The organism is Sedimenticola selenatireducens (genome assembly GCF_963675335.2).
Classification (GTDB): domain Bacteria; phylum Pseudomonadota; class Gammaproteobacteria; order Chromatiales; family Chromatiaceae; genus Sedimenticola; species Sedimenticola selenatireducens.
This window is the reverse complement of the sequence record NZ_CAXXYC010000004.1, coordinates 1,543,380-1,567,524: the sequence shown is the minus strand read 5'-3', so window position 1 is coordinate 1,567,524 and position 24,145 is coordinate 1,543,380. Positions and strand designations below refer to the sequence as shown.

Sequence of the window (24,145 nt, the reverse complement as noted above, 5' to 3'; positions counted from 1 at the left end):
ATAGTCCATGAGTGAAGAGATACTGGTCAACGTCACACCGCCCGAAACCCGGGTCGCAGTTATTGAGAACGGCGTGGTGCAGGAGATCATTATTGAACGCACCCAGCGCAAGGGGCTGGTCGGTAACATATACAAAGGAAAGGTGTGCCGGGTGTTGCCCGGCATGCAGGCGGCCTTTGTTGACATCGGTCTGGAACGTGCCGCCTTCCTGCATGCCTCAGACATCAGCAATGGCGATTCGGTCAACAGTGACAGCAACATCAACTCACTGGTTCGCGAAGGCGCCGAGGTGATTGTCCAGGTAGTGAAGGACCCACTGGGCACCAAGGGCGCCCGACTGACCACCCACATCTCCATTCCCTCCCGCTATCTGGTCTTTATGCCGGAACTGACAAACCTCGGGGTATCACAGAAAATCGAGGACGAGGCCGAGCGCAACCGGCTGCGCGAGATCGTCACCGGGTTCTTTGGTGACTCCTCACTGAGCGGTAATTTCATCATTCGTACCGCCGCCGAAGGGGTGGATGAAGAGACGCTGAAATCGGATATCCGCTTTCTCACACGGCTTTGGCACGCCATCCAGGACCGGCTGCAGACCTCACCGGTACGACAACTGATCCATGAAGACCTGCCCCTCTATCTGCGTTCCCTGCGTGATCTGATCACGGCCGATGTGGAACGCCTGCGCATCGATTCGCGGGAGAGCTGGCAGCGACTGACCCAGTTTGCCGAAAAACTGATCCCCGACAGTGCGGTGAAGATCGAATACTATCCCGGCGAACGGCCCATTTTCGACCTGTACGGCGTAGAAGACGAGATCCAGAAGGCGCTGGAGCAGAAGGTGGTGCTCAAGTCCGGCGGCTATCTGATTATCGACCAGACCGAGGCGATGACCACGATCGACGTCAACACCGGCGCCTTTGTCGGACACCGCAATCAGGAAGAGACCATTTTCAAGACCAACATGGAGGCGGCCCAGGCGATCTGCCGGCAGCTGCGCCTGCGCAATCTCGGCGGCATCATTATTATTGACTTCATCGATATGGTGGAGGATGAGCACAAGCGCCAGGTGCTGCGGGCACTGGAGAAATGCCTGGCGCGTGATCATGCCAAGACCCACATCACCGAAGTCTCATCACTCGGTCTGGTGGAGATGACCCGCAAACGCACCCGGGAATCTCTGGAGCATATCCTTTGCGAGCCCTGCCCCTGCTGTGGCGGTCGTGGTTCACTGAAAACCGCCGAAACCACCTGCTATGAGATTTTCCGTGAAATCCTTCGCGAGGCCAGGCAGTTTGATGTGGAATCACTGCTGGTGCTAGCCTCCCAGGAAGTGGTGGACCGGCTGCTGGATGAAGAATCCGCCACCCTGGCGGAACTCGGCAGCTTTATCGGTAAAACCATACGGTTGCAGGCAGAGTCGCTGTACAGCCAGGAACACTATGATGTGGTGCTGATCTAGGGTCTGCTGACGCTATGCTGATACAGAGCGACAAAGGCCATTTTTTTGCCGGATATGGTGCATCGAGCGCCCTGGCCTTACCGTGTCTGAGCGAAACAGCACTACAGTCATGGGAAAAATTGACCCTGTTCCCGAGGGTTGGCACCGTGCATTTGTTTAACAGGACCAGATGAAGCGCCTCTACCATTTTTCACTCAGAACCGCCCGACGGCTGCTGATCCTGCTGATAATCCTGACCGGACTACTGGTCATCTCCGGCCGACTGCTGGCCCCCCTGGCAGCGCAATATCGTGCCGACGTGGCCGACTGGGCCAGCGAACTGCTGGGACAGCCAGTCGAAGTGGGCAGGCTCCGGGGCAACTGGCGGGGCGTGGGTCCGGAGCTGATCCTCTACGACCTGCAGCTGATCAATCCCGAGAGCCATAAGCCCACCCTCTATCTGGAAGAGGTGCGCATTACCATTGGACTGATTGACTCATTGCGCCAATTGACCCCGGTGGTGCGCAAGGTCTCCTTCATTTCACCCAGGCTCAGGGTCATACGTCGGCAGAACGGTTCCATCACCGTCGGCAATCTGGATGAACTGAATGAGATCAACCCCGGCGACGGAAGTTCGGCATTTCTCCTGCCGACCCATCTGAGCCTGGAAAAAGGCGAGCTCATCTGGGAGGACCAGATGATCAACGTCCCGCCGCTGCGACTGACTGACGTCAACCTGAGACTGCGTAACAGCGGCGCGCGGCATCAACTGAACGGCAGCATCACCCTGCCGGGGGAACGCCCTGGCCAGATAGAACTGGCCATCGACCTGCGCGGCCAGCTGGACAAGATCAACACCTGGAGCGCCAGCAGCTACATGCAGAGCAGCGGCATCGACCTGGCCTTCCTGCTCAATCGCCGGGTAGCGGAAAAGTATCGTTTCAGCAACCGTCAGGCGGAGATAAAACTTTGGGGCGAGTGGGACCACAAGGGCCTGATCAACCTGGAAGGAACCACCCGCTGGGAACAGGTTGCCATTACCCGACAGGCCAGTAAGCCGGAGCAAACTGCCAGCACACTGAACCTGGACAAGGCTGCGGGAGCCCTCCGTCTGCAGCGCCAAACCGACGGCTGGCAGCTGGACCTGGTCGACCTGCAGATCCAGCGCAATGGCCGCGACTGGCCAAGGTCACAGGTGGGTGTCACCGCCTTGCAGGATAAGCAGGGCGATTGGCGTATCCGCGCCGGCAGCAGTCGACTGCGCGTGGAAGATATTCATGCCATCAGCACACTCTTCCCACTGCCCAACAGCGGCCTTGAGCAGATGCTGAAGCAGGTAAAGGCAAACGGCAGCCTGAACAACCTGCGGCTGGACTTCCAGCAGCGGGAGCAGGGCGACCGCTGGTCGGCCAGTGGCGAAATCACAGAATTCACCTCCCAGCCCTGGGAAGGCCTGCCAGGGGTTCATAACCTGCCGCTGGCCTTCTGGATGGATGCCCGGCAAGGCACCATTGCCCTCGACGCAACAGATGTCTCCCTGGACTTTGCCGACCTGTTCCGGGACCCCCTGGTGCTGCGGCGTCTGCAGGGCGATCTGACCTGGCAATACGGGCAGGAGGGTGATCTGGTCATTTCAACCGATAAGCTGCTGGCGGAAAACGACGATATTCACACCCTGAGCCGAATACACATGACCCTTCCCGGCGCTGATCAGGCATCACCAATCCTGGATCTGCAGGGCGATTTCTGGGATGGCGACGCCAGCACCACCCACCGCTATCTGCCCGCGGGCATCATGGGCGACAACGTGGTCGCCTGGGTGGATCGCAGCATCGGCAGCGGCCATGTCACCGAAGGGAGCGTGGTGGTACGGGGTCCACTGGCGGACTTTCCCTTCGAAAAGACCCAGAGCGGACGCTTCGAGGTATTTTTTAAGGTAGAGAATCTGCAACTAGACTACTGGCCGGAATGGCCGGCGCTGAGAAGTCTGAATGCCGATGTGCGCTTCCTCAACAACAGCTTTGATGCCTGGGCCAGCAGTGGCGAGATCCTCGACAGCCGGCTCAGCGCCGCCCACGCCAGGATCTCCGAGCTGGCGCTCACCTCGCCATTGGAACTCAACGGCAGCGTAGAGGGGCCGTTCACCGATCACCTCCGCCTGCTCCTGGAGTCTCCCCTCAAGACCGATTTCGCTCCCCTGGTAAAAGACCTGGAAGGCGACGGCATGACCCGACTCGACCTCGCCTTCAGCCTACCCATCGATGATGGTTCGGATTTCAAGCTGGACGGCCGGCTCGGCTTTCTTGACTCCACGCTACGACTGAGCCAGTGGCAGATGGCGCTGAGCGATATCCGCGGTGATCTGCAGTTCGATCAGGATCACATCTTTGCCAAAGGCATCACCGGCAAGGTGTTTGACCAACCGATCCGTGTCGATGTCTCGACCCCCAAGTCAAACCGTAACGCCACCCGCATTACTGCCACGGGGGCGGTCCCCGTCAGCACCCTGCAGCGGCAGCTCCCGTCGATCGATCTGGGTACGTTTGTCTCGGGCAGCAGCCACTGGCAGTTGGACCTGGATATACCCCATATCGCCGCCGGGCCGGATGCCCCGGTAGCGGTGCGCGCCAGCACGGATCTGGTTGGCATCCGCATCGACCAGCCAGCGCCGCTGGGCAAGGAGGCGGATACATCACAGCCACTGCTGCTGGAGACCCGGCTCGGCGGCAAATCGGAGCAACAACTGCACATCCGCTATGACAACCGCATCGACATGGCGCTGGCCATCGATCGCAGCCGACCTGACCAGCCCCAACTCCAGCGCGGCGGCATTGTACTGGGCGGTGAGCTGGCAAAACTGCCAAAATCCGCGGGGCTTGAGCTGACCGGACGACTGGAGCGACTCCAACTGCTGCCCTGGCTTGACCGCCTCAAGTCAACGGAATCCGCCCCGCGGCTGCCACCGCTCAATCGTCTGGCACTGGAGATAGATAAACTGGAGATAGGCCCACAACAGACAGACCAGGTAGGTCTCACGCTGAACCGGGGAGACACTCACTGGGAAGGAAATATCATCAGCGACTGGGCCGAGGGCGCTATCCTGCTACCGCATAAACCCTCCCGCTCAACTGCAGTTACCGCCCGACTCAAGCGCCTGCGACTGGATCCCTGGCTGGGTATGCTCGACAGCCCCGCAAGCGACACCGAAACGGCCATGCCGCAACGCCTCCTGCTGACTGCCGATCAGTTGCAGTACAAACAGATGGCGGTGACCGACTTTAATCTTGATCTGGCGCGTGATCAGCGGGAACGGAAGGGGCAATTCAGCAGCAGCCACTTTGCCGGCGAAGTCGTGGTGCCGCTGCGTCTGCTGGAGGCCCCCATCAGACTGACCCTCGATCACCTGAACCTGACCATTGATGACAACCTGTTCAACACCCAGGACACAACGCCGCGGAAGGCACAGGAACAACTGGATCCAAACCGGATACCAGCCATCGAGGCGCAGGTGTCCAAGGTCAACATCAACGGCAAACCGTTTGGCAAACTGCAGCTGATTACCCAACGTCGTGACAATGGCCTGACACTGCAGACCCTGTCGCTCAATTCGGATCGACTGCAACTCTCGGCCACCGGAAACTGGCAGCTGGATCAGGCCCCGGAGTCCAGCTCCCGGATTGATATCGCACTTTCCAGCCGCAACCTCGGCGCCGCACTCAGGGACATGCAGCTGTCAGACAACATCGATGGCGCACCGGTTGAGCTCGACAGCCGCCTTAACTGGCAGGGATCACCCGTCGACTTCAGTACCCGGCGACTGAGTGGCCAGTTGGGGATACAGGTTGGCAAGGGCCGTTTTCTGAAGGTCGACCCCGGCGTAGGGCGGCTGTTCGGTCTGTTCAACCTGGGGGCACTCAGACGCCGCCTGACACTCGATTTCAGCGACATCTTCAAAAAGGGTTTCGCCTTCGACAGTATCGAAGGCGAATTCCTGCTGGATACCGGTGATGCCTACACCAACAACTTCCGTATGAAAGGCCCTTCAGCCAACATTGAGCTCTCGGGTCGGATTGGCCTGGGCGATGAAGACTTTGACGCTCTGGTGACCATTACCCCGAAAATCTCCTCCAGCATCCCCCTGGCCGGCGCCATCGCTGGTGGACCGGCGGTCGGTGCCGCCCTGTTCCTGGCCCAGCAACTGATGGGCGACTCCATCGACCGGGTCACCCGGCTGGAATACATGGCAACCGGCAGTTGGGACGAGCCGATACTGACACCGAAAACACGGGACAATCAGGAAGGCGGCAACCAGGCACAGCAAGGACAGGAGCCCACCGCTACTGCCGAAGAACCAGATCCCACCGAGGGTTTAGTTGGTGAGGAGCCCCCCTCGGCAACACCCGACACCTCGGGCACGGAAACTGCCGGCACAGGCACAGCACCGGCGGAGGAAAAGACGGACAAACCCTCCGGGTTCTTCTCCCGCCTGCTGGAGAAGGTCAAACCCACCGGCCCCACCTATCCACAGTCCACGCCGGACAAGCCGTGAACAAAAGTTTCGTGCTGCAACGCCCCTCAACTATTCCGGGATGGGTCATGCACCGTTAGGGCAGGCCCCCGTGCCTGCCCCTACTTGGTCCGAAGTCAGGGTTAATGCTATGCTCCGGACAGACCGCAGCAGCGGTCGTTGTCTTTGAACCCCAGGGAAAATACGCGTCCAACATGAGCAGAGAGAAAAACAGAGTTTGCGCCATACAGATGGCAACCGGACCCAATGTCAGCGCCAACCTGCTGGAGGTGGAACGGCTGGTCACCGAGGCGGTGGAGAATGGTGCCGGGCTGGTGGTATTGCCGGAAAACTTCGCCTTCATGGGCAAACGGGACCGGGATCTCTGCGCCCTGCGGGAAATCGACCATGACGGCCCGCTGCAGGAGTTTCTCCGCCAGCTGGCCAAGCGTCATGAGATCTGGGTGGTAGGCGGCACTATCCCGCTGGAAGCGCACGACAACAGCAAGGTGCGCGCCGCCTGCATCGTCTACGACGACCAGGGCAGACGGGTCGGCCGTTATGACAAGATTCACCTGTTCGATGTCAACCTGGTCGAGGCCAACGAACGCTACGCGGAATCCGAAACCATTGAGGCGGGCGAGCAGATCGTGGTGCTCGACTCGCCCTTCGGCAAGCTGGGTATCGCGGTCTGCTACGACCTGCGTTTTCCCGAATTGTTTCGCAAACTGCTGGACAAGGGCATGGAGATCGCCTGCATGCCTTCCTCCTTTACCGCCATTACCGGCAAGGCTCACTGGGATACGCTGGTGCGGGCCCGGGCGATTGAAAACCTCTCCTACGTGGTCGCCGCCGCCCAGGGTGGATTTCACATCAACGGCCGTGAAACCCACGGCCACAGCATGATCGTGGACCCCTGGGGAAACATCCTGGCCCAGGTGCCCCGAGGAACCGGTTCGGTCAGTTGTAAACTCGACCTCGGCTACCTCGCCTCGCTGCGACGCAACTTTCCAACCATCAATCACCGAAAACTCTAACAACCCGGCGCGGTCTACCCTAACAGACAACGACAGCACCGGACGAAGCGACCCTGTAGGGGTTCATGGACTATATTCATTGATTCAACCTTAAGCCTGAGGCCTCCTCGGCTTCAGCAACAGCAGGATTCAGCAAACATCAGCATGTCAGACGCCATTCAAATCGCACATAACACCCTCCTTGCGCCCGCCTCACTGAGCGACAGCGACCTCGATCGGGTGATGGATCAGTTGCTCACCTCACAGATCGACGCCGCCGATATCTATTTTCAGGCCAGCCGGCTTGAATCCTGGGTGCTGGAGGACGGCATTATCCGGGACGGTAACTACAACATCGAGCAGGGCGTCGGGGTGCGCGCCATCAGTGGCGAAAAGACCGGGTTCGCCTATACCGATGAGATTGCCCTGCCGAGCCTGATGGAGGCCGGCCGCACCGCCCGTGCGATTGCCCGCGCCGGCAGCCAGGGCCAGACCCGGCTGAGTCGCACCACCCCGCAACGCCAGCTCTACGCCCCGCTCAATCCCCTGGAGACCATGACCGAGGATGAGAAGATCGGCCTGCTGCGCAAGCTGGACGCCGAGGCACGGCGTCAGGACCCACGGGTGCAGCAGGTGATCGCCAGTCTGGTGGCGGCCCATGACGTGGTGATGGTAGCTGCCAGTGATGGCACCCTGTGCGGCGATGTGCGCCCGCTGGTGCGCTGCAATGTGCACGTGATTGTCGAGGCGGATGGACGCCGTGAACAGGGTTCCAGCGGCGGTGGTGCGCGTGAGAGCTTCCAGTTCTTTGTCGACGAGGAGCGCGCCCTGGGCTATGCCCGGGAGGCGGTGCGTCAGGCGCTGGTGAACCTGGAGGCGGAAGACGCGCCGGCCGGCGGCATGACCGTGGTGCTGGGAGCCGGCTGGCCGGGCATCCTGCTGCACGAGGCGATCGGCCACGGACTGGAAGGCGACTTCAACCGCAAGGGCACCTCCGCCTTCTCCGGCCGTATCGGGGAAAAGGTCGCGGCAGACGGCTGTACCGTAGTGGACGACGGTACCCTGCCGGGTCGGCGCGGCTCACTCAACATGGACGACGAGGGCACCCCCTCCCAATGTACGGTACTGATTGAGAACGGCCGCCTCAAGGGCTACATGCAGGACAAGCACAATGCCCATCTGATGGGGGTCAACTCCACCGGCAACGGCCGCCGTGAGTCCTATGCCCACCTGCCCATGCCGCGCATGACCAACACCTATATGCTGCCTGGCCAGCACGATCCCGGGGAGATCATCGCCTCGGTCAAACAGGGCCTCTACGCCGTCAATTTCGGCGGCGGCCAGGTGGACATCACCTCGGGCAAGTTCGTCTTCTCCGCCAGCGAGGCTTACCTGATCGAAAACGGCAAGGTGACCCGGCCAGTGCGGGGCGCCACCCTGATCGGCAGCGGTCCGGAGGTGCTCACCCGGGTCAGCATGATCGGCAATGACCTGGAACTGGATGCCGGCGTCGGCACCTGCGGCAAGGACGGCCAGAGCGTGCCGGTTGGGGTCGGCCAGCCCACCCTGAAAATAGACAACCTCACCGTCGGCGGCACCAGCGCCTGAACCCTTGCAGCGAGACAGATCCATGAGTGAGCAGTATCAGATATCAGCGCGCCAGGCGCAGCTTGAACAGATGGTTAACGACCTGCTGAACGAGGCCCGGCAACAGGGTGCCAGCGCCGCGGAGGCTGCCGTCTCCAGCGACAGCGGCCTCGCCATCAACGTACGCAAGGGCGAGGTGGAAACCATCGAACATACCCGTGACCAGGGGTTGGGGATCACCGTCTACTTCGGACAGCGCAAGGGCACCGCCAGCACCTCGGACTTCAAACCGGAGGCCATCAGGGACACGGTACGGGCCGCCTGCAACATCGCCCGTTTTACCAATGACGACCCCTGCAGCGGCCTGGCCGATGCCGACCGCATGGCCACCGATATCCCCGACCTGGACCTCTACCACCCCTGGGATATCACCCCGGAAACCGCAATCGAACTGGGCAAGCGTTGCGAGAGCGCCGCACTGGAGCTGGACCCGCGCATCAGCAACACCGAAGGGGCCAGCGTCAACAGCCACAGCGGCCTGCATGTCTACGGCAACAGTCACGGCTTCATCGGCGGTTATCCCAGCAGCCGCCACAGCCTCAGCTGTTCGGTGATCGGCCAGCAGAACGGCAGCATGCAGCGGGACTACTGGTATACCGTCAGCCGTGACGCCAAAGACCTGGAATCGGAGTTTGATGTGGGTAGAAAAGCCGGCGAGCGTACCCTGGCCCGCCTGGGCGCGCGCAAGCTCAGCACCCGGCAGGCACCGGTCATTTTTCGCGCCGACATCGCCGGCAGCCTGTTGCGCAGCCTGATCAGCGCCATCAGCGGCTCCAGCCTGTACCGCAAGGCCAGCTTCCTGCTCGATCATCTGGGTGAACCGATTTTTCCCGCCCATATCCAGATTCAGGAGCAACCCCGGATACCAGGAGGACTGGGCAGCGCCTCGTTCGACAGCGAGGGGGTCGCCACCTATGACAAGTCGATCATTCAGGACGGCGTTCTACAGACCTATCTACTGGGCAGTTACTCGGCGAGAAAACTGGGATTGCAGTCCACCGCCAACGCCGGCGGCGTGCACAATCTCAGTATCACACCGGGTGAACAGGACCTGGATGGACTGTTGCGGGAAATGGGCACCGGCCTGCTGGTCACGGAGATGATGGGCCACGGCGTCAACATGGTCACCGGCGACTACTCACGGGGTGCTGCCGGGTTCTGGGTGGAGCAGGGTGAAATCCAGTTTCCGGTGGAAGAGATCACCATCGCCGGCAACCTGAAACAGATGTTCAGCCAGCTGCTGGCGGTTGGCAACGACGAAGAGCGACGCAGCAGCATCCGCACCGGTTCTCTGCTGATCGAGCAGATGACCATTGCCGGTGAGTGAAATCAATCGGGTCGGAAATTCCAGGTGCTGAAAAAAGAAACGGGACCAACAGGTCCCAATTAGCACTCCTCCAGGCTTATATGCAGATACGTCCAGGACGTTCTTATTTTTCTTTGCCTGTTGTTATCAGACCGGCCACTCTATGATTAACGGCGGCTTGAGTCTGTACGGCGCCTTACGGCAACGGTCCGACAGGACCGGTCCCCCTCCTACTATCCATTAAGTTCGGCCAAACATAACTCGCGGCCAACCTTTTATCAATTTCTAATTCTTTGATATTAAAAATGAATTAGCTTTTTCCATGCCCACATCCAACATTTGCATTGGCGGCAGTGCAAAGCGTTCGCTACAGTAAACGGATCATTCCCACTAAGTCAATAGCAATTTTTTACCCGGATTCACACGCCACTGGGCAAGGATACTCTGGATAGGTTATCCTTATGCATCATCAATAAGACATAAGATAACCGGATAACCATGCAAACCATTCCTGATATCACCGACAACGAAACCTGGATTATTCGCACCACCCTGCGCGAACGCTACAATCAGGAGGTGGAGCTGCAACTGGCCGATTCAGAGATCCGTCTGCGCCCCTCCGACCGGGAGCTGAGCGCCTGTCCGGTCTGGTACTGGCAGTGGGACGGCTGTCATTTTGTCATTTTCAAGACCGGCGACAAAAATTACCGCAGCCAGTTCTTCTACAAGCCCTATCGTCAATACGGCACCGGGGTCTACGAATATACCGATATCGCCGAGTGTGCGGTTTCGCTGTTGCAGGCCCAGGCCGACTTTGAAGCGAAGGAGCGGGGCGACATCTAAGTCGGCAACCGCCCGCCCGGCAGAAAAAATCATTACTAAAACCTACTGAGAGGAAGATTGAAAGCATGACCAAGAAAAACGCTTTCTATGCACAATCGGGCGGCGTCACCGCCGTCATCAACAGTTCGGCCTGTGGTGTAATCGAGACCGCTCGCAAACACGCCGACAAGATCGGTACTGTCTATGCGGGCCGCAACGGCATTATTGGCGCCCTGACTGAGGAGCTGATCGACACCAGCCAGGAATCCGATGAGGCGATCAGCGCGCTGCGCAACACCCCGTCCGGCGCATTCGGCTCCTGCCGTTTCAAACTGAAAAGCCTGGAGCAGAACCGACGCGAATATGAGCGGCTGATCGAGGTATTCAAGGCCCACAACATCGGCTACTTCTTCTATAACGGTGGCGGCGACTCCGCAGACACCTGTTACAAGGTCTCCCAGCTGTCGGAAAAGATGGGCTTTCCGGTCCAGGCCATCCATGTCCCCAAGACTGTGGACAACGACCTGCCGATCACCGACAACTGCCCCGGCTTCGGTTCGGTGGCCAAATACATCGCCGTCTCCACCCTGGAGGCCAGTTTCGATGTGCGCTCCATGGCCGCCACCTCCACCAAGATTTTCGTTATCGAGGTGATGGGGCGACACGCCGGCTGGATCGCCGCCGCCGGAGCATTGGTCGAGGATTACGGCATCCCGGTCATCACCCTGTTCCCCGAGGTGGAGTTCGACCAGGAGAAGTTCCTGGCGGCGGTCGATGCCAAGGTCAAGGAGCACGGCTACTGCTCCATCGTGGTCTCCGAAGGCTGCCACTGGCCGGACGGCAAATTTCTCGCCGAGCAGGGCACCCGGGACTCCTTCGGCCACGCCCAGCTGGGTGGGGCGGCACCGGTAGTCGCCAACATCGTCAAGGATGCGCTGGGCTACAAATACCACTGGGCGGTGGCCGACTACCTGCAGCGAGCCGCCCGTCACCTTGCCTCCGCCTCTGATGTGGAGCAGGCCTATGCACTGGGTGTGGCCGCCGTTGAAAAGGCACTGGAGGGCAAGAACTCCATCATGCCCACCGTGGTACGGGAATCTTCCACGCCCTACAAATGGCATATCGGTGAGGCCCCACTGAGCGAGGTTGCCAATGTGGAGAAGATGATGCCGATGGATTTCATCTCCGAAGACGGTTACGGCATTACCGACAAGTGCAAGGAGTATCTCTATCCCTTGATCAAGGGCGAGGCCTATCCGGAGTACGACGATAACGGCATGCCCCGCTATGTGACCCTGAAAAACGCTATCGTGGAGAAAAAGCTACCCGGATTTGAACTCTGAACCGGTATAATTCCGTGAATCCATAGGATGTGGTGAGTAGAGCGACCCGCGTCAATCGCGACCGATACGCATCGTTGTGCTCAGCACATCCTATCCCCGGATTCCGGGATAACTAGCCTCACGGCACCTCTACAACCACCGCCATCCGGGCCAAATCCATTAAGTAACTTATGGGAATATCACCTAGAATTATAAGATCTTTTGAAAAAAAGCCTTAGGTCAGGTCTAATAGTCGGCTCTTTTTCACTTTATTAGTACGGCGAGAACCCATGAATCTGGATAGAGTTAGCTCGGGTAGCGATGTACCCAACGAGATCAACGTCATCATCGAAATTCCAGCACAGTCCGATCCGGTCAAATATGAGCTGGACAAGGAGACCGGGGCCATGTTTGTGGATCGCTTCATGTCCACCTCCATGCGCTATCCATGCAATTATGGTTACGTCCCCCACACTCTCTCCGCCGACGGCGACCCGGTCGACGTGCTGGTGGTAACCAAATACCCGCTGATCCCGGGCTCGGTGATCAAGTGTCGCCCGATCGGCGTACTGAAGATGGCCGACGAGGCCGGCGATGACGCAAAGGTCCTGGCGGTGCCAATCGACAAGCTCTCCAAGCGCTATCGCAAGGTGGAGAGCTTCCGTGATATCAGTGAAGACACCCTGAACCAGATCTCCCACTTCTTCGAGCATTACAAGGATCTTGAGGAAGGCAAATGGGTGCGCGTGCAGGGCTGGGGCGGCGTTGACAAGGCCAAAAAAGAGATCCAAGATAGCATCAAAATGTTTAACGACGCACCGGAAAAACCAAACTTCTAACCCATTCGGAGCCTGTTGGGCTCTTGGCAGGATAGGAACGACATCATTGAATGGTGACCAGACGCTGCCCGGACGGGCAGCGTCATCGCGCCAGCGATGGCGCTCCAACGGGAACCCAATGAAAAATTTGCAGGAAAGACAATTTTCACAGCCGAAGGCCGCCCGCCAGGGTGCGGCACAGGGATGTGCCTGCCGCATGAAAAATTGGCACGACAGACAATTTTCACGGCCGCAGGCCGCCCGTCAGGGTGCGGCACAGGGATGTGCCGCATGAAAATCTGTATACTGTCCGACAGTCACGACCACATACCCCTACTCGATTACGCCGTCGCCGAGGCCCGCACCCGCGGCGCCGAGGCTGTGGTTCATTGTGGCGATGTGGTGGCCCCCAGCACGCTGAAATGCCTGAAAAAACATCACCTTCCTACCCACGTGATCCACGGTAACAACACCGGTGACCTGTTCACCCTCGGCCAGATGGCCAATGATCCGGAAAACATCATCCGCTACTACGGTATGGATGCCGGGCTTGAGCTGGGCGGCAAAAAAATCTTCCTGGTCCACTATCCGCACTATGCCCGGGCCATGGCGGCCACCGGTGACTGGGACCTTGTCTGTTGCGGTCACAGCCACAAGGTCAAGGTGCAGGAGATCCCCAATATTCGTGGCGGCGTTACCCTGCTGGTCAATCCCGGTACCGTCGGTGGTGTAGGCGGCTCCCCGGCTACCTACATCATGGCCGATCTTGCTACCATGAGCTTTGAATTCCACGAAATCCCCAAGAGCATTGAGCACCAGTCATGAGCGAGCTGACACACTTCAATCAATCCGGCGAGGCACACATGGTGGATGTGGGCGAGAAGCAGGAGACCCAGCGCACCGCCATCACGGAAGGCCGTATTTTCATGCGCGCCGAAACACTGGCGCTGATCCAGCGGGGCGATCACAAGAAAGGCGACGTACTGGGCATTGCCCGGGTAGCCGGCATCATGGCGGCCAAAAAGACCGCCGACCTGGTTCCGCTCTGTCATCCCCTGGCGCTGACCCATGTCAACATCGATCTGACACCAGAGCCTGACCAGTCCGCCGTCCACTGCGTCGCCACCGTCAAGACCCGGGGGCAGACAGGCGTGGAGATGGAGGCGCTGTGCGCGACCCAGGTGGCCCTGCTTACCATTTACGACATGTGCAAGGCGGTTGACCGGGGCATGTCGATCGAACAGGTTCGCCTGTTGGAAAAGGCCGGCGGCAAATCGGGCCATTGGCAGAGAAGCACTGAGTAATATCAGCGATTTTCCTGACATCCATCAACACAACACCCATCCAGCGTTTTCTTTAGCCGCCGTTACCCACTAATATCCATGCGATATTTATGGGTATTGGCGTAGCGCCAAAGCCCCCGTTTATCTGGGAGCGATCAATGAGAAACTTCATAACCTGGACCGATGAGCTGAGCGTCGGAATTGAAGAGATCGATGAACAGCATAAGGTGTTGGTCGGACTGATCAACCGTATGCATGACGCCATCCACCAGCGTCACGGCAGTGCTGTGGTGGAAGGCATCCTGGCTGAACTGGCCGAATACACCCGCATCCATTTCGCGGTGGAAGAGAGCCTGATGCGCATCCTCAACTTCCCCGGTTACGCGGAACACCACGATCTGCATGAAGAGCTGACCGAACAGATGGTCGACCTGCAGAACAAGATCGCCACCGGCAAGCATGCCATCGGTTTTGAGCTGATGCATTTTCTCAAGGTATGGCTCTCCAAACACATCATGGAAGAGGATATGCAGTACAGCGGTTTTTTCCTCGCCGCCGGGGCCAACCCAAAACTCGGCAATCGCTCCTGGGTCGAGCGGCTCTGGTCCAATATTCGCGGTTAGGAGGGCAGATTGCTGGCGGTGGCGCAATAATTGGGGTAAGTTCGCAACCTTTCCCACATAGACCAATGCAATGAACAGCTTTTACCACCGGGCAAAATTTCTCACCAGCGCCGCCAAACTGGAACAATCTCCACCCGATACCGGTGCCGAAGTGGCTTTTGCCGGGCGTTCCAATGCCGGGAAATCCAGCGCCATCAACGCCCTGTGCCAACAAAAAAGCCTGGCCAGGACCAGCAAGACGCCGGGACGTACCCAGCTGCTCAATTTTTTCGCCCTGGACCAGGAGCACCGGCTGGTGGACCTGCCGGGCTATGGCTATGCCAAGGTCGCGGAGAAGATCAAACTGCAGTGGCAGGCGGAGTTGGCCGCCTACCTGGAGCAACGCAAATCCCTGCGCGGGGTAATCCTGCTGGCGGACGTGCGTCACCCCCTGAAGGAGTTTGACCTGCAGATGCTGGAGTGGAGCGGCAAGATCCAGTTGCCCGTACACATTTTGCTCACCAAGGCGGATAAGCTGAAGCGGGGTGCGGCAGCGAAAAGCCTGCTACAGGTGAAGAAGGCCCTGAAAGAGATCAACGGCATCCATTCGGCGCAACTCTTCTCCGCCCTCAAGCACCAGGGTATTGACCAGGCTCACGCCATGCTCGACAAGTGGCTGGGCCTGGATAAAGCACCTGCTCCATCGGAGCAGCCATAAGTGGGCCGCGCCCACCGCCAGCCACAGGCAGATACCTCCACAGCGGGCCCAGCCCGCCTTCTAACGCCCTCTCCACGACTTCAGCCCATCCCGGTACAAAGCCGCTCCCGGCCATCCCAGGGCAAAAAAAGACCCTGTCACCCAAGGGGAGTCAAGGTGATCAGGGTCCTAGATCCCGACATGGGGTCGTCGGGGACAGGTCACTTGGGGAGAAGTGACCGCGCCAGCTGGCGCTATCTAATGAGATAGCATAAATTCCAAATAGTTCAATGCCGACTGTTTTACTGGGTCAATGCGCCTCGTCCCAATTATTGCCGATGCCGATATCCACCAGCAGCGGCACCGCCAGGCTGGCGGCTGATTCCATATAGCCGCGAATCCGCTCACAGACCGGCTGCAGATCGGCCTCGGCCACCTCGAATACCAGCTCATCATGCACCTGCATGATCATCTTCACCGGCGGCCGCTCTGTTTCAATCCAACCATCGACCTCGAGCATCGCGCGCTTGATAATATCCGAGGCGGTGCCCTGCATCGGCGCATTGATGGCCGTCCGTTCCGCGGCTGCCTGGCGCATCTTGTTGCGGGCATTGATCTCCGGCAGGTGCAGCCGGCGACCGAACACCGTCTCCACAAAACCCCTGGCATGGGCCACCTCGCGCATCCGCTCCATGTAGGCGCGCACCCCGGGATAACGGTCAAAATAGAGGTCCACATACTGCTGGGCGGCTCCCCGCTCGATACCCAGCTGCCGCGCCAGACCGAATGCCGACATGCCGTAGATCAGGCCGAAATTGATCGCCTTGGCGGAACGGCGCTGATCCGGCGTGACCTGGTCGGCACCGCCGGTATCGAATACCTCGGCCGCGGTCGCCCGGTGGATATCCACGCCGGCGGCAAACGCCTTCAGCAGGCCGGCATCACCGGAGAGGTGGGCCATGATGCGCAACTCGATCTGCGAGTAGTCGGCCGCCACGATGCGACACCCCTCTTCGGCGATAAAGGCCTGACGAATCCGCCGCCCCTGCTCGCTGCGCACCGGGATATTCTGCAGATTGGGATCCGATGAGCTGAGGCGACCGGTGGCTGCCACCGCCTGATGATAGGAGGTGTGCACCCGACCGGTCTCCGGATTGACCATCTGCGGCAACTTGTCGGTATAGGTGGATTTGAGCTTGGCGCAGCCGCGGTGCTCCAGGATCAGCGCCGGCAGCTCGTAGCCCTGGTCGGCCAGCTCCTGCAACACCGACTCGGCGGTGGAGGGTGCCCCTTTCGGGGTCTTGGCCACCACCGGCAGCTCCAGCTCTTCGAAAAAGATCTGCCCGATCTGCTTGGGTGAACTGAGATTAAAACTGCGCCCGGCCACGGCATAGGCCTGTTGTTCCAGTTCGTGCATTCTGCCGGCCAGCTCGTGACTCTGCTTGCGTAGCAGCGCCCCATCGATGCGCACCCCGCAACGCTCCATGCGCGACAACACCGGGACCAACGGCACTTCCAGCTCCCGCAACAGGCCGGACAGACTGCCCTCCGCCTCCAGGGCCGGCCACAGCGCCTGGTGCAGCCGCAGGGTGATATCGGCATCTTCCGCCGCATAGGGAGTCGCCTGCTCCAGCGGCACCTGATCAAAGCGCAGCTGCTTGCTACCCTTGCCCGCCACATCCTCATATTTAATAGTCTTGAGGCCAAGGTATTTTTGCGCCAGCGAGTCCATATCGTGGCGCGTAGCGGTGGAGTCCAGCACATAGGACTCCAGCATGGTGTCGTAGGCAATGCCCTGCATGCCGATACCGTAGCGGGCCAGCACGCTCATGTCATATTTCAGGTTCTGACCGATCTTGCGGCATTGCGGATCTTCCAGCAGCGGCTTGAGCTGTTCCAACACCCAGTCCCGTTCCAGCTGCTGCGGCACCCCAGGATAACAGTGCGCCACCGGCACATAGGCCGCCTCACCCGGCTGCAGGGCAAACGAGACGCCGACCAGCTCCGCCTGCATATAGTCCAGGCTGGTGGTTTCGGTATCAAAGGCGAACTCGCCCGCCACGCGCAACCGCTCGAGCCAGCCGTTGAACGCCGCCTGATCCAGCAACTGCTGATAATCGGCATCACCCCGGCCATTCGGGGTGTCATCCGCGGGAGCGTCGATATCGGTAGTGGCAGTCGCGCCTCCGGCCTCCTGCTCCAGCGCCTCGAGCAGCCGCCGCGCCTCAATCCGGCCATACCATTCACGCAACGCCGGCAGGTCCGGCGCAGTAGGCCGCAGGTCGTCCGGCCCCAGCGCCAGCTCGATATCCAGTTTGATCGTGGTGAGTTGCCGGGAGAGATCCAGCTGGTCCAGGTGCTCCCGCAGGTACTCCCCCACCTTACCCTTGATCTCCGCAGCATGCTGCTTGATCCCCTCGACCGAGCCATACTCGCTGAGCCACTTGACCGCTGTCTTCGGCCCACACTTGGGAATGCCGGGTATGTTGTCCGAGGAGTCGCCCACCAGCGCCAGGTAGTCGATAATCTGCTCCGGTGTGACACCGAACTTGTCCATCACCCCTGCCGGTCCATGCGGCTGTCGGTCATGGTGTTGATCAGGGTAACGTGGCCATCCACCAGCTGGGCCAGATCCTTGTCACCCGTTGAGATCAAGGTATGCATGCCGACCTGCGATGCCCGGGTGGCGAGGGTACCGATGACATCATCCGCCTCCACTCCCGGCACCACCAGCAACGGCAACCCCATCGCCTCTACAATCCGGTGCAACGGCTCGATCTGTTCCCTCAGTTCCTCCGGCATGGCTGGACGGTTGGCCTTGTACTGGTCATACATCTGATTGCGGAAACTGCCGCCCGGGGCATCGAATACCACCGCCATGTGGGTCGGCCGGTACTCGCTGATCAGCTTGCGCAGCATATTCACCACCCCCACGATGGCGCCTGTCGCCTCGCCACGGGAATTGGTCAATGGCGGCAATGCGTGGTAGGCGCGAAACAGGTAGGAGGAGCCATCCACCAGGACAAACGGGGTTTCTGAAGTCATCTTCTCTCTTCTATTCCGAGTCTCAACAATGAAGCCGCAGGATACCCTATCGCGCCCCTGCGCTGATACCCACCGACCGCAAGAGCGGCCATCCAGCCTGCACCACCGGCTACTCCAATACGTATAAAAAATACCGGTTACCGGGACGCGCCCTATACTAGGTTCATACCCGAAGCTCACACCCTGACAGGATCGACTACCGGATAACTCCGTGAGAATAAAAGCTTTTATCCACAACAGCAGTGTGCTAAATAGATACTAATTTAGTGGACAAGGAGTCCGCATGCCATTGACATTCGCCTTCGATGTATATGGAACCCTGATCGATACCGCCGGCATCACCCAGAGCCTGAACCGGCTGGTAGGAGACCAGGCGTCTCTGTTTTCCAGCCGTTGGCGCGACAAGCAGCTGGAGTACTCGTTCCGCCGCGGGCTGATGCGGGACTATGTGGACTTTTCCGTCTGTACCCGACAGGCGCTGAAGTATACCTCGGCACAACTGGAGTTGCCGATCAGCGACGCGGCGGCACAGACATTACTGGACGAGTACCGGCGCTTGCCCGCATTCCCGGATGTCCCGACGGCCCTGGAGCAACTCAAGTCCGCCGGTCACCGCCTCTATGCCTTCTCCAACGGCCTGCCGGATGACCTGGAGGCGCTACTCGACTCCGCCGGCATCCGCCACGCCTTTATCGATATCATCAGCGTCATGAGATCCGCACCTTCAAGCCGGATCCGGCGGTTTATCGCCATTTCCTGGCCAGAAGCAGTGCCACAGCCGACAACAGCTGCCTGGTCTCCAGCAACCCGTTCGATCTATTGGGCGGGATGGCAGTCTCCATGCGCACGGCATGGATCAGGCGCAGCAGTGCCAATCATTTTGACCCCTGGGACAGGCAACCGGACCTGACCCTCACATCGCTGACTGAACTACAACAGGCTTTCAACGGGTAACAAGGCATCGCCAGGATGGAACGGACCGCCGAGACCATGAACCAGGAAGTGAACAGAAACATCCGCATCCCCCCCTGGCTGATCTACGGCCTGGTCTATTTCCTCGCGGCGCAGATCAGCCTGCTGTTTACTTCACTGGAAGGCAACGTTTCCCCAATCTGGTTTGCCTCGGGCATCGCCCTCGGCGGCATCCTCCTCCACGGTTATGCGGTACTCCCCGGCATCCTGCTGGGCGCGCTGGCCACTGCGCTGCTGAATGATCATAGCTGGATGGTAAGCGGTGGTTTGTCCATCGGCATTCTGTTGGAAGCGATCATCGGTTACTGGCTGATGGTCCAGTTTTCCGCCCCCCGTAAACTGCTCATCAAACCGGTACACTTCGCCCGCTTCCTGCTGTTCTGCGTGGCCATTGCCCCGTTGTTCAGCGCCATTATCGGTAGTCTTATACTGTGGCGTACCGGCACCCTTTCCACCGCCACTCTTCCCAGCTCCATCGGGACCTGGTGGGTGGGCGACTCGGTCGGCATACTGATCCTGACTCCGCTACTGATGACCTGGCGGTCACAGCACGTGGCAGGCACAACACGCCCGGTTGTTGAATGGCTCGCTCTGGCTATCGCCACGTTGCTGGTTTGTGGGCTGTTGTTCGGGGGCTATCTGCCCGAGCATCTGCAGCACTCACCCATCACTTTTATGCTGGCACCGCTGGTGGTCTGGTGTGTCCTGCGATTCGACATTCGCACCACCTCGCTGCTCACCCTGTTTATGGCCGTGTCCGCACTCGCCGGCACCACCCTGGGCTACGGCCCGTTCAGCGGCGGCGAGGACCGCTTCGCAGTGGTGTTTCTACAGATCTACTTCGGCACCATCTGCGCCACGGCGCTGATCGGCAAGGTCATTCTGGATGAACGCCAAATCAGCCAGCATGAACTGAAGCTGGCGGCCAAGGTGATTCAGCACTCACCCGATGCCATTGTCGTTACCGACAAGGACGGACGCATAGTCTCAGCCAACCCGGCGTTCATTAACAACACCGGTTATTCCCTGGGCGAACTGCTGGGCAAGAACATCAGCCTGCTGGATTCCGGTTATCACGACAGCCGCTTCTTTACGGATATGTGGAATCACATTAATCAGCAGGGCGAATGGTCGGGAGAGATCTGGAACAGGAACAAGAGCGGCACCATCCTGCCCGAATGGCTCAACATTATCGCCCTGGAAAACGGTGACAATAAGCCCGGGCACTATCTCGGTATCTATTCCGACGTGGCACGCCAACAACAAGTGATGGACCGCATTCACCGGTTGGCCTATTACGACATACTGACCAAGCTGCCCAACCGTCAACTGTTCAATGACCGGTTGGATCAGGCATTGAAATATGCCGGACGCAACAACCAGTTGCTTGGCCTGCTGTTTATCGATCTTGACCGGTTCAAGAATATCAATGACACCCTGGGACACTCCAGCGGCGACAAGGCCCTGGCCCTGGCCGCCAAGCGCATGCAGGAGTGCGTCCGCCAGACCGACACCCTGGCCCGCCTGGGTGGAGATGAATTCACCGTGATACTGCAGGACGTCAACGAAGATTTTGATACGGTGCTGGTAGCCGAGAAGATCCTGCAGGTTTTCAAATCCCCAATCCAGCTGGACCAGCATGAGCTCTATCTCACCCCCAGTATCGGTATCGCCCTGTTCCCGGATAATGGCTCCACGGTGGATGATCTGATCAAATTCGCCGACACCGCCATGTACCGGGCCAAGGAGCTGGGAGGCAATAACTATCAGCTGTTTGACTCCAACATGAGTGAGCCATTCCACTGGAATCTGGAGGTGGAGACCGCCCTGCGGCGAGCCATCGAAAACAGCGCCCTCAAGCTGCTGTATCAACCCCAGTTCGACCTGCACACCGGCGCTATCGTCGGTCTGGAGGGACTGGCCCGCTGGAATGACCCGGAGCTGGGCATAATCTCACCCGGTACCTTTATCCGGGTGGCGGAAAATACCGGACTGATTCACCAGCTCGGGGAGCAGGTATTGACTATCGCCACCCAACAGGCGATTCAATGGGGCAAGCAGGGGATCACCGGGCTGCGCATCTCGGTCAACGTATCGACCCTGCAGCTGAAGCAGCAGGAGTTTTTTGACCGGGTCAAGGCAATCACCGGGTGTTGTAGGAACTGCGGCAACAGTATCGAGCTGGAGATCACCGAGACCAGTCTGATGGAGAACGCCGAATTCATGGAGGAGGTACTGGTCAGGCTCGCCGATATCGGGCTGGAAGTGGCGGTGGATGACTTCGGTACCGGCTACTCCTCGCTGAGTTATCTGAAACGGCTGCCAATCGACCTGCTGAAAATCGACCAGTCGTTCGTGCGCGATCTGCCAAGCAACAGCAACGACACCGCCATCTGCCGGGCCATTATTGCCATGGCCCACAGTCTCAATCTGCGGGTACTGGCTGAAGGGGTGGAGACCGAGGAGCAGATGCAGTTCCTGCGCAAGGAAAACTGTGACGAAATGCAGGGCTTCCTCTACAGCAAGCCGATCTCCGCTGATGAGATATCAGAAATGATCCGCCAGGGTTTCTGGCATACCAGCGTCACCCAGGACGACATTTCGTCGACTCAACCGAAACGTCCCGCCCCCCCGCGAAACAGTACCTGAGGTGACACCAACACCCGGGATCACTCCTCGAAGTAGGTATAACCATGCAGGCCGGCCTCCAGTTCACTGAACAGGGATTCCGTCTCTTCGTTGCCAAGCCCCGCTGCGGCCATCTTCTCCCGGTACTTCTCCAGCATCACCTCGGGTGAGAAATGGACATAACGCAACAGCTCGTCGACGGAGTCACCCTGCTCCGGCTGGGTCAGCTGATAACCGCCTTTCTCATCCAGCTCCAGATTCACGGCGTCGGTATCACCGAACAGGTTGTGCATATCGCCCAGGATCTCCTGATAGGCCCCGACCAGGAAGATACCCAGCAGATAGGGCTCGCTGGGGATCAGGTGATGCACCGGCAGGGTGCTCTCCACGCCATCCTGGTCGACATAGTTCTCGATACAGCCATCCGAGTCACAGGTCAGGTCGTGCAGGACGGCGCTGCGCTTCGGCTCCTCGTTCAGGCGATGCAGCGGCATCACCGGGAACACCTGGTCGATTGCCCAGACGTCCGGTAGCGACTGAAACAGGGAGAAGTTACAGAACAGCCGGTCGGAGAGCTGCTCGCGCAACTGGTCCAGCAGTTCACGGTGACGGCGCGAGCTGCTGCTCAGGCGCGGCATCAACTGGCTGCAGATGGTGTTGAATATCCCCTCGGCGAGAGCCCGCTGTTCCAGATCCAGCACACCTCTCTCGAACATGTCGTGCGCCTCTTCCAGCCCATGACGTGCCTCCTGGTAGAGTTCAGAAACCGAGTAGTCATCCAGCCCCACCAGTTCGGCCAGCGAACAGAGCACTTCCGGTGCATCCGCCGGCAAATTGATCTTGTCCAGGGTCTCCGGCGAGGGGTCGCTGTCAATCACGTTTACCATCAGCATGGCGTGATGCGCCGTCATGGCGCGGCCGGACTCGCTGAAGATATTGGGGTGCGGCAGCTCCTGCTCACCGCAGATGCGCGCAATAGCCTTCACTACCTCGCGTGCATAACTTTCCATACTGTAATTCATAGAGCAGTCGTGTCGTGAGCTGGTCCCCTCATAATCCACGCCCAGGCCGCCGCCCACATCGACCACCTTGATCGAAGCACCGAGACGGTGCAGTTCACCGAAAAACCGCGCCACCTCGCCCATGCCACGGCGGATATCCCGCAGATTGGGAATCTGTGAACCGATATGGGAGTGCAGCAGCTGCAGCCGGTCCAGCTTGCCCACCGAGTCGAGCCGCTTGACCAGTTTCAGAACCTGCATGGCGGTGAGGCCGAATTTTGATTTCTGACCACCCGAGTCCTGCCAATAACCAGTGCCGGATGATGAGAGCCGCACCCGCACACCCAACAGCGGCTCCACGCCCAGCTCCTCGGCTGCCGCCAGCACCAGCTCCAGCTCGGAGAGTTTCTCAATAACGATATAGACCCGGTGTCCCAGCTTGAGACCGATCAGGGCGAGGCGGATATACTCGCTGTCCTTGTAACCGTTACAGACGATCACCCCGCCCAGCGGGGCATGCGCCAGCACTGCCGACAGCTCCGGCTTACTGCCGGCCTCCAGCCCGACACTCCCCTCCTCCTTGGCCAACACCTCTTCCACCACGCTGCGCTGCTGGTTGACCTTGATCGGGTAGATGGCCATGTAGTGTCCGGTGAAATCGAACTCATCCATGGCGCTGGCAAATGCACCGCACAGAGCCGACACCCGTTCGTGCAGAATATCGGTAAAGCGCACCAGTACCGGCCACGACAACCCCGTCTTCTTCACTTCATGGGCCAGTCGGTAGAGATCAATCTCAACATCACCGGAGCGGATCGGCCGGGCCACTACATGCCCCTGCTCGTTGATACCGAAGAATCCGTCCCCCCAGCGGTGGATGCCATAATCTTGGGGAACGATGTGTATCTTGTGTTTCATAGGTAGGCTACGTGGCGGCGAAAAGATGGGCGTATGATAACCGATCAGGACGGATGATATAGAGACATCATATAAGGAAATAGTAAAAAACCTGTCCGCCGGTCAGGATTTGGATGGGCG

General features: G+C 59.3%; 15 protein-coding genes and 1 pseudogene. 14 read left to right on the top strand and 2 right to left on the bottom strand.

Going from position 1 to position 24,145, the window contains the following annotated elements; genetic code table 11:
• Positions 1 to 7: 7 nt before the first annotated feature.
• From rng to yihA, 12 genes are all read left to right on the top strand, one after another.
• Positions 8 to 1,462 carry a ribonuclease G gene (rng, locus tag ACHZBF_RS18400; RefSeq protein ID WP_029133663.1) on the top strand — a complete coding sequence of 485 codons (1,455 nt, stop codon included), beginning with the start codon at positions 8 to 10 and terminating at the stop codon, positions 1,460 to 1,462.
• 169 nt (positions 1,463 to 1,631) lie between these two features.
• The gene (locus ACHZBF_RS18395) at positions 1,632 to 5,990 is read left to right on the top strand and encodes a YhdP family protein (protein ID WP_321529228.1); all 4,359 of its coding nucleotides are present in this window, start codon (positions 1,632 to 1,634) and stop codon (positions 5,988 to 5,990) included.
• Between the two features lie 173 nt (positions 5,991 to 6,163).
• Complete coding sequence (locus ACHZBF_RS18390; protein ID WP_029133665.1) at positions 6,164 to 6,985, top strand: carbon-nitrogen hydrolase family protein; 822 nt, start codon at positions 6,164 to 6,166, stop codon at positions 6,983 to 6,985.
• 144 nt (positions 6,986 to 7,129) lie between these two features.
• Positions 7,130 to 8,572: a metalloprotease TldD gene (tldD, locus tag ACHZBF_RS18385; RefSeq protein ID WP_029133666.1), complete on the top strand. Its 1,443-nt coding sequence runs from the start codon at positions 7,130 to 7,132 to the stop codon at positions 8,570 to 8,572.
• Between the two features lie 22 nt (positions 8,573 to 8,594).
• The gene (gene pmbA / locus ACHZBF_RS18380) at positions 8,595 to 9,938 is read left to right on the top strand and encodes a metalloprotease PmbA (protein WP_029133667.1); all 1,344 of its coding nucleotides are present in this window, start codon (positions 8,595 to 8,597) and stop codon (positions 9,936 to 9,938) included.
• A gap of 477 nt (positions 9,939 to 10,415) precedes the next feature.
• The gene (locus ACHZBF_RS18375) at positions 10,416 to 10,760 is read left to right on the top strand and encodes a hypothetical protein (RefSeq protein ID WP_029133668.1); all 345 of its coding nucleotides are present in this window, start codon (positions 10,416 to 10,418) and stop codon (positions 10,758 to 10,760) included.
• Positions 10,761 to 10,825: 65 nt separating this feature from the next.
• Positions 10,826 to 12,082 carry a 6-phosphofructokinase gene (locus ACHZBF_RS18370; protein WP_029133669.1) on the top strand — a complete coding sequence of 419 codons (1,257 nt, stop codon included), beginning with the start codon at positions 10,826 to 10,828 and terminating at the stop codon, positions 12,080 to 12,082.
• 269 nt (positions 12,083 to 12,351) lie between these two features.
• On the top strand, positions 12,352 to 12,900 hold the full coding sequence (gene ppa / locus ACHZBF_RS18365) for an inorganic diphosphatase (RefSeq protein WP_321529227.1): 549 nt from the start codon (positions 12,352 to 12,354) through the stop codon (positions 12,898 to 12,900).
• Positions 12,901 to 13,170: 270 nt separating this feature from the next.
• Positions 13,171 to 13,704, top strand: a complete 534-nt coding sequence (locus tag ACHZBF_RS18360; RefSeq protein WP_029133671.1) for a metallophosphoesterase family protein — start codon at positions 13,171 to 13,173, stop codon at positions 13,702 to 13,704.
• Positions 13,701 to 14,183 (top strand): cyclic pyranopterin monophosphate synthase MoaC, encoded by a 483-nt coding sequence (moaC, locus tag ACHZBF_RS18355; protein ID WP_029133672.1) that lies wholly within the window; start codon positions 13,701 to 13,703, stop codon positions 14,181 to 14,183. The genes ACHZBF_RS18360 and moaC overlap by 4 nt, the downstream gene beginning before the upstream one ends.
• Before the next feature lie 137 nt (positions 14,184 to 14,320).
• The gene (locus ACHZBF_RS18350; RefSeq protein WP_321529226.1) at positions 14,321 to 14,785 is read left to right on the top strand and encodes a bacteriohemerythrin; all 465 of its coding nucleotides are present in this window, start codon (positions 14,321 to 14,323) and stop codon (positions 14,783 to 14,785) included.
• A 70-nt stretch (positions 14,786 to 14,855) separates the two neighbouring features.
• Entirely contained in the window at positions 14,856 to 15,482 is a 627-nt protein-coding gene (yihA, locus tag ACHZBF_RS18345) for a ribosome biogenesis GTP-binding protein YihA/YsxC (protein WP_029133674.1), read from the top strand.
• A gap of 289 nt (positions 15,483 to 15,771) precedes the next feature.
• On the opposite strand, the pseudogene polA reads toward yihA, so the two are convergent.
• Positions 15,772 to 18,506 (bottom strand): annotated as a pseudogene (gene polA / locus ACHZBF_RS18340) (DNA polymerase I).
• A 283-nt stretch (positions 18,507 to 18,789) separates the two neighbouring features.
• Here polA and ACHZBF_RS18335 point away from each other — a divergent pair.
• Together ACHZBF_RS18335 and ACHZBF_RS18330 are read left to right on the top strand one after the other, a co-directional pair.
• Positions 18,790 to 19,416: an HAD-IA family hydrolase gene (locus ACHZBF_RS18335; protein WP_321529225.1), complete on the top strand. Its 627-nt coding sequence runs from the start codon at positions 18,790 to 18,792 to the stop codon at positions 19,414 to 19,416.
• 59 nt (positions 19,417 to 19,475) lie between these two features.
• Entirely contained in the window at positions 19,476 to 22,127 is a 2,652-nt protein-coding gene (locus ACHZBF_RS18330; protein ID WP_321529224.1) for a bifunctional diguanylate cyclase/phosphodiesterase, read from the top strand.
• A 20-nt stretch (positions 22,128 to 22,147) separates the two neighbouring features.
• Here ACHZBF_RS18330 and speA read toward each other — a convergent pair whose 3' ends face one another.
• On the bottom strand, positions 22,148 to 24,025 hold the full coding sequence (speA, locus tag ACHZBF_RS18325) for a biosynthetic arginine decarboxylase (RefSeq protein WP_029133677.1): 1,878 nt from the start codon (positions 24,023 to 24,025) through the stop codon (positions 22,148 to 22,150).
• Positions 24,026 to 24,145 lie beyond the last annotated feature (120 nt).